Source organism: Bartonella rochalimae ATCC BAA-1498, from assembly GCF_000706645.1.
GTDB lineage: Bacteria > Pseudomonadota > Alphaproteobacteria > Rhizobiales > Rhizobiaceae > Bartonella > Bartonella rochalimae.
Map to the genome: position 1 here is coordinate 305,840 of NZ_KL407337.1, position 16,790 is coordinate 322,629.

Below are 16,790 nucleotides of genomic sequence, written 5' to 3' on the forward strand. Positions count from 1 at the left end.
ACGTATCAGCCCTTCATCACATTAACATCTTCAACCGCAATAGAACCACGATTACGAAAAAACACAACAAGAATTGCTAGACCAATTGCTGCTTCAGCAGCTGCTACTGTCAAGATAAATAAAGAAAATACTTGCCCAACTAAATCATGAAGAAAAGCTGAAAACGCAACAAAATTAAGATTGACCGAGAGCAATATAAGCTCAATTGACATAAGAATAACAATTACATTCTTTCTATTTAAAAAAATACCAAGAATGCCAATTGTAAATATCAATACAGAAACAGTGAGATAATGAACAATATCAATGTACATAATAATCTTTCCGCTAAATACCTTTACCTGATTCAACTTTTTTAATTTCAATTGCACTTTCTGGTGTTCTCGCAACTTGAACTGCAATCGACTGTCGTTTAACTCCTGATCTGTGACGGAGTGTCAGAACAATAGCGCCAATCATTGCAACTAATAAAATTAATCCTGAGATTTGAAAGTAGAAAACATAATCTGTATAGAGAATGTCTCCTAGTGCTTGAGTATTTGTTCGCTGTGTTAAATCTGGCGTTGGTTGTGTAGCATGAACTCCTGAAACTGGAAAAAAACTGTTGCTAATAAAAACAAAAATAAGCTCTATAGCGATTATAATACCAATAAAAGCACCAATAGGAGCATATTTGAGTGTACCACTTTTTAATTCAGCAAAGTCAACATCAAGCATCATAACTACAAATAAAAATAAAACTGCTACAGCACCAACATAGACAACCAATAAGATAAGTCCTAAAAATTCTGCTCCTGCAAGCAAAAACAAAGCCGCGGCATTAAAAAATGCCAGTATTAAAAATAAGACTGAATGAACAGGATTACGTGCGACAACAACAATGACCGCACTTATAAGCATAATGAAAGCAAAAATATAGAAAAATGCCGCTGCTAGACCTGTTAGCATAGACTTCCCCTCAATCAATCAATAGGTATGAATTTTCATACCAGACTATCCTTATCGGATACATTATCCAACTACTTTCCATTTAATAATACACCTAACGATAAGGTGAATCTATTAATATATTACGAGCAATTTCCCGCTCCCAACGATCTCCATTATTTAAAAGCTTTTCTTTATCATAATAGAGTTCTTCACGCATTTCTGTTGCAAACTCAAAATTCGGACCTTCCACAATAGCATCAACTGGACAAGCCTCTTGACAAAAACCACAATAGATACACTTCACCATATCAATATCATAGCGAATAGTTCTACGTGTACCATCATTACATCGAGGCCCAGCTTCAATCGTAATAGCCTGTGCGGGACAAATTGCTTCACATAATTTACATGCGATACACCGTTCTTCTCCATTTGGATAGCGACGCAAAGCATGTTCACCACGAAAACGTGGAGAAACACAACCTTTTTCATAGGGATAATTAATTGTAGGTTTTGGAGAAAAAAACTGACGCATTGCTAAAAAAAAGGCACTTATGAATTCTAATAAAAGAAGTGATTTTGCTGCTTGAATAAGACTTGACATATAAGCTTTCCTCTTAAGCTAAACCAGTGTATTGCAGAACAGCAGCGGTCATCACAACCATTGCCAATGAAATAGGAAGAAATACCTTCCAACCAAGGCGCATTAACTGATCATAGCGATATCGGGGTACAAATGCTTTAACCATAGCAAATCCAAAAAATACAAAACAAACCTTCAGAACAAACCAAATGACACCAGGAATCCAATTAAGCCACCATACATCAAAAGGAGGTAACCAGCCACCCAAAAACAAAATAGTTGTTAATGCACACATTAAAACAATTGCAACGTATTCACCAAGAAAAAAAAGCATATAAGGAGTTGAAGAATATTCAACCATATGTCCAGCAACAAGCTCAGATTCTGCCTCTACCAAATCAAAAGGAGGACGATTTGTCTCTGCAAGCGCAGAAATAAAAAATATAATAAACATTGGAAAAAGAACTAACCAATTCCAATCAAGAAAACTACTGAATGGCAAGCCAATATTCTTTCCAAAACCACTATTCTGTTTAAGAACAATTGCTGTAAGATCTAGTGAACCACTTACTAAAACAACTGTAACAAGAACAAGACCAATTGAAACTTCATAAGAAACCATTTGTGCCGCTGAACGAAGAGCTCCTAAAAAAGGATATTTCGAGTTTGAGGCCCATCCTCCCATGATAACACCATAAACTTCAAGAGATGAAATAGCCAGTATATATAGTAAACCAACATTAATACTTGCAATTTTCCAGCCTTCATTAACTGGAACAACTGCCCATGCCGATAATGCAAGTGCCGCTGAAACAAAAGGAGCAAGAAGAAAAACACCTTTATTAGCTCCAGCAGGGATAATCGGTTCTTTAACAGCAAATTTTATCAAGTCTGCAAAAGACTGCAACAACCCCCATGGACCAACAACATTCGGTCCACGACGTAATTGGACAGCTGCCCAAATTTTCCTGTCTGCATAAAGCAAATAAGCAATTAAAACCAAAAGAACAACTAACAGAATAAGTGTTTTACCCACTATAATTAATAATGGCAATAGCCAAGCCATAAAGAAATCGTACATAACTGTTCCTTTTCCCCTTTGTTCTTACTTCATAGCTTCTGCAGCATGACTTTTTGCAAGAGACGAACATTCTGCCATAATTGCAGAAGCACGCGCTATTGGATTTGTTAAATAAAAGTCTTTAATCATAGAAGTAAATTTTTGTGGCTTCAGAACAATTACTTGTGAACTCAGAGTTTTAAGATCACTAATACATGAAGGCGTTATATTATCAATGGCACAAAGATGTGGAAAATCATTAAATAAACTTTGTCTCAATTGAGATAATGAATCAAAAGGAAGCTTTTTATTTAAAACATCGGATAAAGCACGTAAAATAGCCCAATCTTCTTTTGCTTCACCTGGAGCAAAACCAGCTCGATTTGTCATCTGAACACGACCTTCTGTATTAACATAAAGCCCTGATTTTTCAGTATAAGTAGATGCCGGTAGAATCACATCAGCAGCATGCGCACCATTATCACCGTGGCTTCCAATATAAATTACGAAGGCTTTGTTATTGGTTAATTCTACTTCATCAGCGCTCAGCAAAAATAGAACCTCACAGGTTTTTACAATATTTTCAACTCCCAATTTATAGGTAAAACCAATATCTAGTCCTCCAACAGTTGATGCAGCAGTATGAAGGATGCCAAATCCATTCCATTCTTCATTAAGAGCTCCAACAAGGTCCGCTAATTTTGCAAGACTCTTTAAAACAGATAAACCTTCCTTACCTGAAATAGCACCTTCTCCAATAAGAATAAGCGGTCTCTCAGCTTTTTTTAGTACATCAAAAAATGCATTCTCTCCACTAATAAGTTTATTTAATGAATCAGTACCAGCCCCAAGATAAGAATACGGATAACGCAAATCGACCTGTTCTCCAATTAATGCAATTGGAATTCTTCCTACTCGTTGATGTTTTAAAATACGTGCATTTAAAACAGCAGCCTCAACACGCGGATTAGATCCTACAATTAATATTGCATCAGCACGTTCGATACCTGCAATAGTAGGATTAAAAATATAACTCGAACGGCCTAATTCAGCAGATAGAACCATACCCCTTTGACGACAGTCAAATGCCTTTGAGCCCAATGAAAGCAATAATAATTTAAGAGCGTACATTTCCTCAATAGAAACAAGATCTCCAGCAATTGCTCCAATTTTTTTTGCTGAAGTTTCAGATATAACTGTTTTAATTTTTTCAAAAGCTTCCGACCAACTTACAGGCTGAAGTTTTCCATCTTTTCGAACATACGGTTTATTAAGTCTTTGAGTACGCAATCCATCCCAAATAAAACGTGTCTTATCTGAAATCCATTCCTCATTTATATCTTTATTAACGCGTGGTACAATTCGCATAACTTCGCGCCCTCGGCTGTCAATGCGAATAGCACTACCAAGAGCATCCATCACATCAATCGACTCTGTTTTAATTAATTCCCATGGACGCGCACAAAACGCATAAGGTCTTGAAGTTAAAGCACCTACTGGACAGAGATCAATAACATTGCCTTGCAATTCAGATGTCATTGCTCTTTCAAGATATGTCGTGATTTCAGCATCTTCACCACGGCCAATTAAACCAAGATCTGAAACACCTGCAATCTCTGTTGTAAAACGAACACAACGTGTGCAATGAATACACCGTGTCATCACAGTTTTTACAAGAGGTCCAATATACTTATCTTCAACAGCACGTTTATCTTCTGTATAACGAGAACAATCACGCCCATAAAAAATTGCTTGATCTTGAAGATCACATTCACCACCTTGATCACATACAGGACAATCTAATGGATGGTTAATGAGGAGAAACTCCATAACGCCTTCACGGGCTTTTTTGACCATTTCCGTATTGACAAATATTTCAGGCATTTCACCATTTGGCCCTGATCGTAAATCACGTACTCCCATAGCACAAGAAGCTTGTGGTTTTGGAGGCCCACCTTTGACCTCTACCAAACACATACGACAATTCCCAGCAATTGATAAAGCTTCATGAAAACAAAAACGTGGAACCTCAGCACCCGCAGCCTCAGCAGCTTGAAGCAATGTGTAATAGTCAGGAACTTCAATTTCTTTACCATCAACTTTAATACTTATCATCACCAATCCAGCTCGCGAATAACCTACTTCTCATTTGTATTTCATTATTTTTAAAAACAAAACTCTTTATTTTATTGTTTCCAAAGCAATATTTTTACTTTGAACTGCACTTCGCGTATAATCATCAATTCTTCGTTCAATCTCTGAACGAAAATTACGGATTAATCCTTGTATAGGCCATGCCGCAGCATCTCCAAGTGCACAAATAGTATGCCCTTCAACTTGTTTAGAAACTTCAAATAGAAGATCAATTTCGCGTTTTTGTGCCCTTCCTTCAACCATACGACCCAAAAGACGCATCATCCACCCAGTCCCTTCACGACACGGCGTACATTGACCGCAACTTTCATGTTTAAAAAAAGCTGCTATACGCCAAATTGCCTTAATGATATCGGTTGATTTATCCATAACAATCATACCACCCGTCCCAAAAGAAGAGCCAACATCTCGCATCCCATCGAAATCCATAATGGCATTTATCATATCTTCTCCACGAACAATCGGACAAGAAGCTCCCCCTGGAATAACGGCTAAAAGATTATTCCATCCACCGCGAATACCACCTGTATGTTTTTCAATCAATTCACGAAAAGAAACACCTAGAGCATCTTCAAATGTACAAGGCGCATTAACATGTCCAGAAACCATAAACAATTTTGTCCCAACATTGTTTGCCCGACCAATCGATGAAAACCACGAAGCACCTCGACGTAAAATCGTAGGAACAACTGCAATAGATTCCACATTGTTAACGGTTGTTGGACAACCATAAACACCCATATTTGCAGGGAATGGAGGTTTTAATCGAGGTTGACCTTTTTTTCCCTCAAGGCTCTCAAGAAGAGCTGTCTCTTCACCGCAAATGTAAGCCCCAGCACCATGGTGAACAATAATATCACAAGCATGACCATATTTAGTCTTTTTACCAAGCAACCCTGCTTCATAGCACTCATCAATTGCAGCTTGAAGCGCTTCACGCTCACGAATATATTCACCACGAACATAAATAAAAGCAATATTTGCTCCCATTGCAAAAGTGGCAATAACACATCCTTCAATTAAAGTATGAGGATCATGTCTTAAAATATCACGGTCTTTGCATGTTCCTGGTTCCGACTCATCTGCATTTACAACCAAATAATGAGGCCGACCATCGCTTTGTTTTGGCATAAAGGACCATTTCATACCAGTAGGAAAGCCAGCACCCCCACGGCCACGTAAGCCTGAAGCTTTCATTTCATCAATAATCCAATCACGGCCTTTTTCAATAATCGCTTTGGTACCATCCCAATGTCCACGCAATACCGCAGCTTTCAATGATTTATCTTTAAAACCATAAATATTGGTGAAAATGCGATCCTTATCAGCCAGCATACCCCACCTTTTTTTCTATAACTGAATGCATTTTTAGCATTTTCCTAATTCAATTTTTTAATATTTTTCCCAAAACTTCTCTTTTATATTAAGATGTTTTATTCAACTCAAAGAAATATTCATTCAACTTCCACACCTTCATTTCTCTTTTTCTTTGAAGATTTAAATGATTTCATTTTATTTTTATTTTCATCAACTAAAGATGTTAAACCACTAATAGGCTCTGATGATTTACGATTATTTTGTGGTCCCACAGCTATATTAGAACCTTTACCTGCTTCAAATGCATCAATAATTTCTTCAAGACGTTCAGCTGTAAGATCTTCATAAGTATCTTTGAAAATCATAACCATCGGAGCATTAACACAAGCACCAAGACACTCAACTTCTTCCCATGACAATGTACCACTTTGATTAGTAACAAAAGGCTTATCATGAATCTTTTTTTGACAAACTTTGATCAATTCTCCAGAACCACGTAGCATACAAGGAGTGGTACCACAAACCTGAATATGCGCCTTTGTTCCAACTGGTTTTAGTTGAAATTGAGTATAAAAAGTTGCAACCTCTAAAACTCGAATATAAGCCATAGAAAGTATTTCAGCAATATGTTCAATTGCAGCACGCGTTACCCAACCTTCCTGCTCTTGAGCACGCATCAATAAGGGAATAACAGCAGATTGTTCACGCCCTACAGGATATTTCTTTATGGTATTTTGCACCCATACTTGATTCTCTTTTGTAAAAGAAAATTCTGCTGGTTGATGGATAGCATCGGCAAGACGACGTACAGACATTAACGATCAATCTCCCCAAAAACAATATCAATTGAACCCAAAATAGCTGTTGCATCTGCTAGCATATGACCTCGAGTTAGAAAGTCCATAGCTTGAAGATGAGCAAAACCAGGAGCACGTAATTTAATACGATAAGGCTTATTGGTTCCATCAGAAACTAGATAAACACCAAACTCACCTTTTGGCGCTTCTACAGCGACATAAACTTCACCAGGAGGAGTATGAAAACCTTCTGTATAAAGTTTAAAATGATGAATCAGCGCTTCCATCGAACTTTTCATTTCACTGCGTTTTGGTGGCACAACCTTACGATCCAAACTTGAAACTGGTCCATTTTTTTCAGAAGAAAGCAAACGGTCCACACATTGCCGCATAATTTTTGTTGATTGCCTCATTTCTTCCATACGAATGAGGTAACGATCATAACAATCGCTATTTTTACCTACAGGAATATCAAATTCCATTTCATCATAACATTCATAAGGTTGGCTTTTACGCAGATCCCACGGCACACCAGCTCCACGAATCATCACTCCAGAAAAAGCACGAGCCCAAGCTTCGTTAATATTTACCACACCAATATCTACATTCCGCTGTTTAAAAATTCGATTAGGTGTTATAAGTGCATCAAGTTTATCAAGAGCAATAAGAAATGGGTCAATAAAATTACCAATATCTTCAATCAAAGTTTCTGGTAAATCCTGATGCACACCACCAGGACGGAAATAATTTGCATGAAGACGCGCGCCACATGCACGCTCATAAAAAATCATCAATTTTTCACGCTGTTCAAATCCCCAAAGCGGCGGTGTTAAGGCACCAACATCCATTGCTTGTGTGGTTACATTAAGCAAATGATTAAGAATACGCCCAATTTCAGAAAATAGAACGCGAATTAACTGTCCTCGTTTAGGAACTTCAACACCCAACAATTTTTCAATGGCAAGCACAAAAGCATGCTCTTGATTCATAGGAGCCACATAATCTAAACGATCAAGATAAGGTCCTGCCTGAAGATAAGTTTTTGTTTCCATTAACTTTTCTGTGCCGCGGTGCAGTAATCCAATATGTGGATCCACACGTTCAACAACTTCACCATCCAATTCTAAAACCATACGCAGAACACCATGCGCAGCAGGATGTTGTGGACCAAAATTAATATTAAAATTTCGGACATTGACCTCAGCCACTATTAACCCCTTACTTCTCTCAATGCATCCTAAAAACTGAACACAAAGAATGCTATGCTATTATGATGCACGACACAAAATAACTATTTACTGCGAATAAAATTAACTCATATACAATTACAACTTTCTATACACTATTCTTACTAAAAAGGCTTAATTATTTTTAAAAACTTACAATCTTTACCACATCTTCAATTATAGTATTATTTTTCAACATGTGATTTTTTACCACATAGCGAAATATGTTCATTACCTTCCCAAGGCGAAAGAAAATCAAAATTACGCATTTCCTGTCGCAAAACAACAGGCTCATAAATAATTCGTTTGACTTCATTATCATAACGACATTCGACAAACCCTGTTACAGGAAAATCTTTGCGCAAAGGGTGCCCTTCAAATCCATAATCTGTTAAAATACGTCGTAAATCCGGGTGCCCTGAAAATAAAATGCCATACATATCGTAGGCTTCACGCTCATACCATTCTGCTCCAGGATAAATCGAACAAGCAGAAGCAACAGCAACATTCTCATCAGTACGCACTTTTACACGTAAACGTAAATTATGTCGCGGAGATAATAACTGATAAGACACATCAAAACGTTTTTCACGAGAAGGATAATCTACACCACTAATATCTGTAATACTAATAAATTGACAACGAGAGTCATCGCGAACAAACATTAAAACATCAGTAATTGCATCAAGACGTGATACAACTGTCAATTCGCCAAATGCAAGGATACTTTCTTCTATCTTATCCCCCAATTTATCTTTCAAATAGCTAGAAAGCTCGCTTAATGTTTCACTCATTATTATAAAGTCCCTATCGCTCTATAGACCCAGTACGACGGATTTTTTTCTGCAATAGTAAGATACCGTATAGCAACGCCTCTGCTGTAGGAGGACATCCTGGAATATAAATATCCACTGGGACAATACGATCACATCCACGCACAACGGAATAAGAATAATGATAATACCCCCCACCATTTGCACAGGAACCCATAGAAATCACATAACGCGGTTCAGGCATCTGATCGTAAACTTTGCGTAAAGCAGGTGCCATTTTATTTGTTAAAGTACCAGCAACTACCATGACATCTGATTGACGGGGTGAAGCGCGCGGCGCATATCCAAAACGTTCATTATCATAATGAGGCATTGAGCATTGTATCATCTCAACAGCACAACAAGCCAAACCAAAGCTCATCCACATCAATGAACCGGTACGGGCCCAAGTGATCAAAGCATCTACTGAAGTTACTAAAAAACCCTTGTCCCCTAATTCGGCATTAATATCACTAAAAAACTTATCATTAGAACCTACCAACTTACCTGTATTTGGATCAATGATTCCTTTTGCTTTTGGAGCAACAACCGTTGAATTATTAAACGCTAATTCCATTCAAGAGCTCCCTTTTTCCATTCATATATAAATCCAATCGTCAAGATCGCTAAGAATACAATCATTGACCAAAAACCAAATATACCTATTGAAGAAAACGAAACAGCCCAAGGAAAAAGAAAAGCAACTTCAAGATCGAAAATAATGAATAAAATTGAAACGAGATAAAATCGAACATCAAACTTCATTCGAGCATCATCAAATGAATTAAATCCACATTCATAAGCCGATAGTTTTTCAGGATCAGGAGCACGATAAGCCACAATATAAGGTATGATTAAAAGAACTCCAGCAATAATTACTGAAACAATAATGAAAATCAATACCGGTAAATAAGAGTTCAATAAATGGATCATAATCCTTTTCCGCCTTAATGAGGTTCTGAATTAGCGTAATCATCTAATATTGTCTAGATAAAATTACAACACTCATCACGCTAATTCCGCTCGTACAGCTTAAAGGGCATGCCGCGCAGTATTTATTTTATTATAGGTACCGCAGAGAAAAGAAAGACGCAAGCCCTTATTCTCATAAAACTATATAAAAAAGGAAAAATTAAACATCAGCTAAAAATTCTATAGGATGCGCTATAATTATTATAACCCACAAAAAACCACATGCTAAGGAAATTAGGAAATAAAAAATCGAAATGGCGCGAGTGACGGGGCTCGAACCCGCGACCTCCGGCGTGACAGGCCAGCACTCTAACCAACTGAGCTACACCCGCGCACTTCTTGGAACCAATTAATATGGTATCAATCGTCGTGTAAGATGTTCATTCGGTTCTGTCAAGAAAAATGAAACATTTAAAAAAAAAAATTAAATAAACAATAAAAACTCATCCAATTCTCTAAAAAACATTAATAAATAACATTTTTTATTCTTGCCTTTAATTTTTTTTTTCCTTAATAAAGTGCTCATCCAATTGTGAATTATTAAATTGGGCGATTAGCTCAGCTGGTAGAGCGCCTCGTTTACACCGAGGATGTCGGGAGTTCGAGTCTCTCATCGCCCACCATGTTTCTTATAGACAAATGTAACATACTGATTTTATTTATCTTTTTTAAGGTTAGGGATAAATAAAGGTTAGGGAATAGCACTTTATATTTTCCTTTATACGCATTAAAAATCAAAACTTGCTTTCAAGGTGATTTTTAGTTTGTGTTAAGTATCAAAAGCATTGAGCTTCTCTTTACGATTCGATTTTTTATGCACTTTTCCACCTACATATTATGAGCACCTTGTTTGTTATGCTGTAAAGATTTTCCTTACTAAATTTGGGATAATGACCATGAAATCGCTTTTCTCCAAATATATTCAATACTAACTAATACAACCAGCTATATTATTGCTCTCTTAATGATAGTCGCTGTTTATTTTTGCCGTTTAGTCTTCTTACCAAAACGAAGAGCCCTTACTCAGGCTACAAAAAAGCTTCTAAAACCACTATCACCACCACAAAATATTTCTTTCCTCAACAAGATCACAAACATTGCTCTTGCAAGCGTTTAGCAATAGGCACTAACCGCATAAGGACTAAGGACATAAACACCTTTTCTAATACTAACCATACTCTTTCCAAGAAACTTTTTCTTTGTTCTTAAGCGTGCACAACAACCACAAAAATCACTTTCACAGCCAACTCTACTTTCATGATTATCAATCCCAGTCTTGCCATTGTCTAAAGCCCCATCTCCAGTTCTGTCTTATCAATGATAGCTTCCATTGCCATTACTGTTGCTAGTACTAGAAATTAACTGATGGCTTAAGAAAAGTAGCTGCAACAAAAACTGCAAACTTAGATGCAATAGTATTTCAACTCAAAGAAATTTTTAGCTGCTAACATAGCAGTTCTTTATACAAAGAACGCTGATCGCAAAAAGCTAGTTTATCGAAACAATAAAAAAGCTCAAAAAAGTGATAAATAAGATAAAACAATAATAAAATCAATATTTTATTATTGTTTTATTTTTAATACCATCCAACAGCAATTTGTGCTTCTTCTGACATACACTCAGGTGTCCACGGAGGATCAAATGTCATAATTACTTCAACACTTAAAACACCTTCAACTGCACTTACAGCATTTTCTACCCAACCTGGCATCTCACCTGCGACAGGACATCCAGGAGCTGTAAGTGTCATTTCAATTTTTACCGAACGATCATCTTCAATATCAATCCGATAAATCAATCCTAGCTCATAAATATCAGCAGGTATTTCCGGATCGTAGACTGTTTTAAGAGCAGCAATAATATCGTTTGTCAGACGATTAATCTCAGATTCTGGAATTGCTGATAAACAAGACTCTTGCTTATCACTTTCTAAACCAACAGGCTCAGCTGAAGAGCATTTTTTAATTAATCTAACCATTAAAAAATATCCTTGCTTTTTCTAATGCTTCAACCAATTGATCGATATCTTCCCGATTACTATACATTGCTAATGACGCACGACAGATAGATGTTAAACCAAAATGTTGTAATAAAGGCTGTGCACAATGTGTTCCCGCACGTATAGCAACTCCCTGTCGATCAACAAACATAGCAACATCATGTGCATGGATATCTTCAAACTCAAAGGATATAATAGCACCTTTATTCAAAGCACGTCCATAAATATGTAATGACTGAACTGTTTCAAGTCTTTCATGAGCGTAATTTAAAAGCGCCATTTCATGTGTATAAATCGCATTTCTATCCTTTTCTTGTATATAATCAATAGCTGCCGCTAATCCAATAGCTTCAACTATAGGAGGTGTACCAGCTTCAAAACGATATGGAGGAGAATTATAAGAAACCTTATCAAGTGTCACCTCTTCAAGCATTTGTCCTCCGCCCTGAAAAGGACGCATTTCTTCCAACCGACACTTTTTACCATAAAGAACACCAATACCTGTAGGACCATAAACTTTATGACCAGTAAAAACATACCAATCACAATCGAGATCTTGTACATCCACCGTTAAATGTGCCGCTCCTTGAGAACCATCAACCAAAACAGGAATAGCATTTTGATGTGCTAACTTAACAATTTCTTTTATAGGAGATATGCTTCCCAATATATTGGACATATGTGTAATAGCAACAAGACGGGTTCTATCACTTAAAGCGTTTTGAAAAGATTCAATATGTAAAACACCATCTTTATCAACTGGTACAAAAATAAGTTTCACACCTTTTTGTTCACGAATAAAATGCCAAGGAATAATATTTGAATGATGCTCCATAATAGTGAGAATAATTTCATCACCTTCTTTTAATTTAGGCATCCCCCAACCATAAGCTACAGTGTTAATAGCTTCTGTTGCACTTTTCGTAAAAACAATTTCTTCAACTACTTGAGCGTTTAAAAAAGCCCGAACTGTTTCACGAGCATCTTCATAAAATTGTGTTGCTGTATTTGATAAAAAATGCATTCCTCGATGCACATTAGCATAATGATATCGGTAAAAATTATCCATGATATTAAGGACAGATAGCGGCTTTTGAGCAGATGCTCCGCTATCAAGATAAGCTAATCGTTTACCATAAATACTATTTTGCAAAATAGGAAAATCACGGCGAATTTCTTCTACATTATAATTTAATGTTTTTACCTTATTTTCCATTTTTTTGCCTTAGATGTTCGTTACTAACCATTTATTAATGATAGTACTCAAAAGAGTGTGCATGTTATCTTGCTTAATGTCATCAATAAGTTCTGAGATAAACCCTTTTACCAAAAGTTCGCAGGCAGTTTTAAAAGAGATACCGCGTGCCATTAGATAAAAAAGATGATCATGATTAATTTTAGCAACTGTTGCTCCATGGGCGCAAGCAACATCATCTGCAAAAATTTCTAGTTCAGGCTTTACATCAAATTCTGCATCATCTGAAAGAATAAGGCTATTGCAAGCCATACGGGCATCTGTTTTTTGCGCTTTCTGTGCAACGCGTATTACCCCTTGAAAAGCACCACGTGCTTTATCTGTGATAACATTACGTATAATTTCTTTCGAAATTGATTTTTCTTCAACGTGACGTACAGTCATCGTAAGATCACTGTGCATTTTTCCAGACAATAAATTTATTGCTCGTAATTGAAAATTAGCCTCTTTTCCCAACAACTCAATATCAATTTCTTGACGATTAAGTTGACTACCTATATTAATCACATAAAGTGTTAATTCAGCGTTTTCAGCAAGCACAGCACGAAATTGGCTAAATTGTGTAGCACTTTCTCCCCTATCACGGATAAGAATCCATGTTATATTACTGTTAACAGCAAGATCTAATGAAAAGACTGAACTAACGAAAGTATCTTTATCATTGCCTATCTGGCGTTCAATAATTACAGCCTGACTATTCTTTCCGACTTTGATGCTTGAAAAAGTATGTGATTGCCCTCCCATTTGAATATTTTGCAATTCAATTGGCACATCCAATTGAATATTATCAGAAATCTTGAAAAACCACCCATCTGTAACGAAGGCTGTATTTAATTGTCCAATAAAATTTTCATCAGAAATAATTGAATTTAGTTTAGCACTATTCTTATCTAATGCCGTTACAAGATTCTCTACTTCAACACCCTCTATTTTATTTGAGGTAAGCGCTTTACCATTTTCAATAGAAAAAACAATATTTTCTGGAAGTAATTTATCAATCGTTTGTTCATCATTAAATTCTGAAAACTCACTGACAGATTTTAATAAAACGCGTAAATCAGTATAATGCCAATATTCTACTTTGCGCGAAGGAAGACGCGTTTTTTGAAACAATTCAATCGCCTTCTTACGGATAACTTGTACTACTTCATCGCCGGGTAAATGATCAATGCGTTGATTAAAATTACTGATAATATCTTCTTCAACTGCAATCAATTTTTGTTGTGAGTTTATGCTCATATTCAATAACCTCAAGCAGTTTTACTGATAATATCAGCATACCCATTTTGCTCTAAATACAATGCTAAAGATTTATCGCCACTTTTAATAATACGACCTTTATAAAGAACATGCACTGTATCAGGCGTAATATAATCAAGCAGACGTTGATAATGAGTAATAACCAAAAATGAACGTTCTTGATTACGCAATTTGTTAACACCATCTGCAACAATTTTTAAAGCATCAATATCTAAACCAGAATCCGTTTCATCTAAAATGCAAAGTTTTGGTTCAAGCAGAGCCATTTGAAGAATTTCAGTACGCTTTTTTTCTCCACCTGAAAAACCAACATTCAGTGAACGTTTAAGCATAGCCATATCTATTTCAAGTTCAGAAGCGGTTTTCTTAACATACTGAATAAATTCAGAAATTTTAAGTTCTTTGTCACCTCGAGCTTTACGTTGAGAATTTATTGCAACTTTTAAAAATTCCATTGTTGCAACACCAGGTATTTCCATTGGATATTGAAATGCTAAAAAAATACCGCTTACTGCACGCTCTGTTGGACTCATTCCTAAAATTGATTGTCCATTATAAAGAATATCACCTTCTGTTACTTCATAGTCATCACGACCAGAAAGCAAATAAGATAAAGTAGATTTTCCTGCTCCATTTTGCCCCATAATAGCAGCGACTTCACCATCTTGAATGGTCAAATTTAAACCACAAATGATTTCTGTATTAGTTTCAGAAATACGGGCGTGCAAATTTTTTATTTCTAACATAGCTTAATCCTGTTTTTGCTGTATTTTATGCAATGCGCAATTAGCCTACGCTGCCTTCTAAACTAATGCCAATTAGTTTCTGCGCTTCAACAGCAAATTCCATTGGTAATTTTTGAATAACTTCTTTTACAAATCCATTAACGATTAATGCAATTGCTTCTTCCTCAGGAATCCCCCGTTGCATAACATAAAAAAGTTGATCGTCAGAGATCTTTGATGTCGTTGCCTCATGTTCAAACTGAGCTGTTGCATTTTTTGCTTCAATATAAGGTACTGTGTGAGCACCGCAATCATTACCAATTAACAAACTATCGCATTGAGTAAAATTACGTGCATTCTTAGCTTTTTTATGTGCAGTAACTTGTCCACGATAAGTATTATTCGAAAAACCAGCAGAAATACCCTTTGAGATAATACGACTTGATGTATTTTCTCCTAAATGGATCATTTTTGTACCGGAATCAATTTGCTGGTGACCATTTGCAACAGCAATAGAATAAAACTCTCCGCGTGAGTTATTACCCCGTAATAAACAAGATGGATATTTCCAAGTAATCGCAGAACCTGTTTCAATTTGTGTCCACGAAATTTTGGAATTATCTCCTCTACAATCCCCTCGTTTAGTTACAAAATTATAAATTCCTCCCTTTCCTTCCTTATCACCAGGATACCAATTTTGTACTGTTGAATATTTAATTTCTGCATTTTTTAGAGCGATAAGCTCGACAACAGCTGCATGCAACTGATTTTCATCACGCTGGGGCGCAGTACACCCTTCCAAATAAGAGACATACGAATCTTCATCTGCAATAATCAATGTTCGCTCAAATTGTCCTGTATTGCGTTCATTAATCCTAAAATAGGTTGAGAGTTCCATAGGACAACGCACTCCTTTGGGAATATAAACAAATGAGCCATCCGTGAAGACAGCAGCATTTAAGGCAGCGTAATAATTATCACCAGCTGGTACAACTGCTCCTAAATATTCCTGAATAAAAGCAGGATGCTCAGTGATAGCCTCTGAAATAGAACAAAAAATGACGCCGGCACGTGCTAATTCTTCTTTAAATGTTGTTACAACTGAAACAGAATCAAAAACAGCATCAACAGCTACTTGTCCTGATGCGTAGATATTATCATCAGATGTAGAAAGATCCGCCTGTTTTTTTACTCCAGCTAAAATTTCCTGCTCTTTTAAGGGAATACCAAGTTTTTCATAAGTTGCTAATAACTCAGGATCAACCTCATCTAAAGATTTTGGTCCCGTATGATTTTTAGGAGCAGCGTAATAATAAAGTTCTTGAAAATTAATTTTTGGATATTTAATTCGTGCCCAACGAGGTACTTCCATTTTAGACCACCGGCGAAAAGCTTTCAAACGCCATGTCAACATCCATTCAGGTTCACATTTTTTAGCGGAAATAAATCGAATAATATCTTCATTTAGCCCTTTTGGAGCCTTATCTACTTCAATATTCGTTTCAAAACCATATTTATATTGATCAACGTCTATTTCACTTACCTGGCGTATTGTTTCCTGCACTGCCGGCATCGGTTTTCTCCATTTTTTTCGGTGTCAAAAACCGGTGATAAATGATAAATATCTTATTTACTTCACAAAATAAAAATAGGTGACTTTAATATGCAAAATAGGAAAATTCCAATCAAGCTTACTCCAT

General features: G+C 36.3%; 16 protein-coding genes and 2 tRNA genes. 1 reads left to right on the plus strand and 17 read right to left on the minus strand.

What is annotated here, in order from left to right; translation table 11 throughout:
• Nucleotides 1-5: 5 nt before the first annotated feature.
• The 12 genes from nuoK to O99_RS01360 form a co-directional block, all read right to left on the minus strand.
• Nucleotides 6-314: an NADH-quinone oxidoreductase subunit NuoK gene (gene nuoK / locus O99_RS01305; RefSeq protein ID WP_035005845.1), complete on the minus strand. Its 309-nt coding sequence runs from the start codon at nt 312-314 to the stop codon at nt 6-8.
• A 13-nt stretch (nt 315-327) separates the two neighbouring features.
• Nucleotides 328-948 (minus strand): NADH-quinone oxidoreductase subunit J, encoded by a 621-nt coding sequence (locus tag O99_RS01310; protein ID WP_035005849.1) that lies wholly within the window; start codon nt 946-948, stop codon nt 328-330.
• A gap of 94 nt (nt 949-1,042) precedes the next feature.
• Nucleotides 1,043-1,534: an NADH-quinone oxidoreductase subunit NuoI gene (gene nuoI, locus O99_RS01315; protein ID WP_035005851.1), complete on the minus strand. Its 492-nt coding sequence runs from the start codon at nt 1,532-1,534 to the stop codon at nt 1,043-1,045.
• Nucleotides 1,535-1,547: 13 nt separating this feature from the next.
• Nucleotides 1,548-2,594, minus strand: coding sequence for an NADH-quinone oxidoreductase subunit NuoH (gene nuoH / locus O99_RS01320; RefSeq protein ID WP_035005852.1), 1,047 nt, complete (start codon nt 2,592-2,594; stop codon nt 1,548-1,550).
• A gap of 24 nt (nt 2,595-2,618) precedes the next feature.
• Nucleotides 2,619-4,688, minus strand: coding sequence for an NADH-quinone oxidoreductase subunit NuoG (nuoG, locus tag O99_RS01325; RefSeq protein WP_035005854.1), 2,070 nt, complete (start codon nt 4,686-4,688; stop codon nt 2,619-2,621).
• A 66-nt stretch (nt 4,689-4,754) separates the two neighbouring features.
• Nucleotides 4,755-6,062: an NADH-quinone oxidoreductase subunit NuoF gene (nuoF, locus tag O99_RS01330; RefSeq protein WP_035005856.1), complete on the minus strand. Its 1,308-nt coding sequence runs from the start codon at nt 6,060-6,062 to the stop codon at nt 4,755-4,757.
• 119 nt (nt 6,063-6,181) lie between these two features.
• Complete coding sequence (gene nuoE / locus O99_RS01335) at nt 6,182-6,859, minus strand: NADH-quinone oxidoreductase subunit NuoE (protein WP_035005857.1); 678 nt, start codon at nt 6,857-6,859, stop codon at nt 6,182-6,184.
• Nucleotides 6,859-8,049: an NADH-quinone oxidoreductase subunit D gene (locus O99_RS01340; RefSeq protein ID WP_035005859.1), complete on the minus strand. Its 1,191-nt coding sequence runs from the start codon at nt 8,047-8,049 to the stop codon at nt 6,859-6,861. Before O99_RS01340 ends, nuoE begins: the two co-directional genes overlap by 1 nt.
• A 203-nt stretch (nt 8,050-8,252) precedes the next feature.
• A complete protein-coding gene (locus O99_RS01345; RefSeq protein ID WP_035005861.1) occupies nt 8,253-8,861 on the minus strand; it encodes an NADH-quinone oxidoreductase subunit C in 609 nt (202 codons plus the stop codon).
• Nucleotides 8,862-8,874: 13 nt separating this feature from the next.
• The gene (locus O99_RS01350; protein ID WP_035005863.1) at nt 8,875-9,456 is read right to left on the minus strand and encodes a NuoB/complex I 20 kDa subunit family protein; all 582 of its coding nucleotides are present in this window, start codon (nt 9,454-9,456) and stop codon (nt 8,875-8,877) included.
• On the minus strand, nt 9,447-9,812 hold the full coding sequence (locus O99_RS01355; RefSeq protein WP_035005864.1) for an NADH-quinone oxidoreductase subunit A: 366 nt from the start codon (nt 9,810-9,812) through the stop codon (nt 9,447-9,449). The genes O99_RS01350 and O99_RS01355 overlap by 10 nt, the downstream gene beginning before the upstream one ends.
• Nucleotides 9,813-10,106: 294 nt before the next feature.
• A tRNA-Asp gene (locus O99_RS01360) sits at nt 10,107-10,183 on the minus strand.
• Nucleotides 10,184-10,398: 215 nt separating this feature from the next.
• Here O99_RS01360 and O99_RS01365 point away from each other — a divergent pair.
• Nucleotides 10,399-10,474, plus strand: a tRNA-Val gene (locus O99_RS01365).
• A gap of 953 nt (nt 10,475-11,427) precedes the next feature.
• Here O99_RS01365 and O99_RS01370 read toward each other — a convergent pair.
• From O99_RS01370 to sufB, 5 genes are read right to left on the minus strand one after another with little or no spacing between them, the layout of a single operon-like run.
• A complete protein-coding gene (locus O99_RS01370; RefSeq protein ID WP_035005866.1) occupies nt 11,428-11,829 on the minus strand; it encodes an SUF system Fe-S cluster assembly protein in 402 nt (133 codons plus the stop codon).
• Nucleotides 11,822-13,066 carry a cysteine desulfurase gene (locus O99_RS01375; protein WP_035005867.1) on the minus strand — a complete coding sequence of 415 codons (1,245 nt, stop codon included), beginning with the start codon at nt 13,064-13,066 and terminating at the stop codon, nt 11,822-11,824. The genes O99_RS01370 and O99_RS01375 overlap by 8 nt, the downstream gene beginning before the upstream one ends.
• A 9-nt stretch (nt 13,067-13,075) precedes the next feature.
• Nucleotides 13,076-14,344: a Fe-S cluster assembly protein SufD gene (sufD, locus tag O99_RS01380; protein WP_035005869.1), complete on the minus strand. Its 1,269-nt coding sequence runs from the start codon at nt 14,342-14,344 to the stop codon at nt 13,076-13,078.
• A gap of 11 nt (nt 14,345-14,355) precedes the next feature.
• Nucleotides 14,356-15,111: a Fe-S cluster assembly ATPase SufC gene (gene sufC, locus O99_RS01385; protein WP_035005870.1), complete on the minus strand. Its 756-nt coding sequence runs from the start codon at nt 15,109-15,111 to the stop codon at nt 14,356-14,358.
• Between the two features lie 40 nt (nt 15,112-15,151).
• Nucleotides 15,152-16,663 carry a Fe-S cluster assembly protein SufB gene (gene sufB, locus O99_RS01390; RefSeq protein ID WP_035005872.1) on the minus strand — a complete coding sequence of 504 codons (1,512 nt, stop codon included), beginning with the start codon at nt 16,661-16,663 and terminating at the stop codon, nt 15,152-15,154.
• Nucleotides 16,664-16,790: the final 127 nt, after the last annotated feature.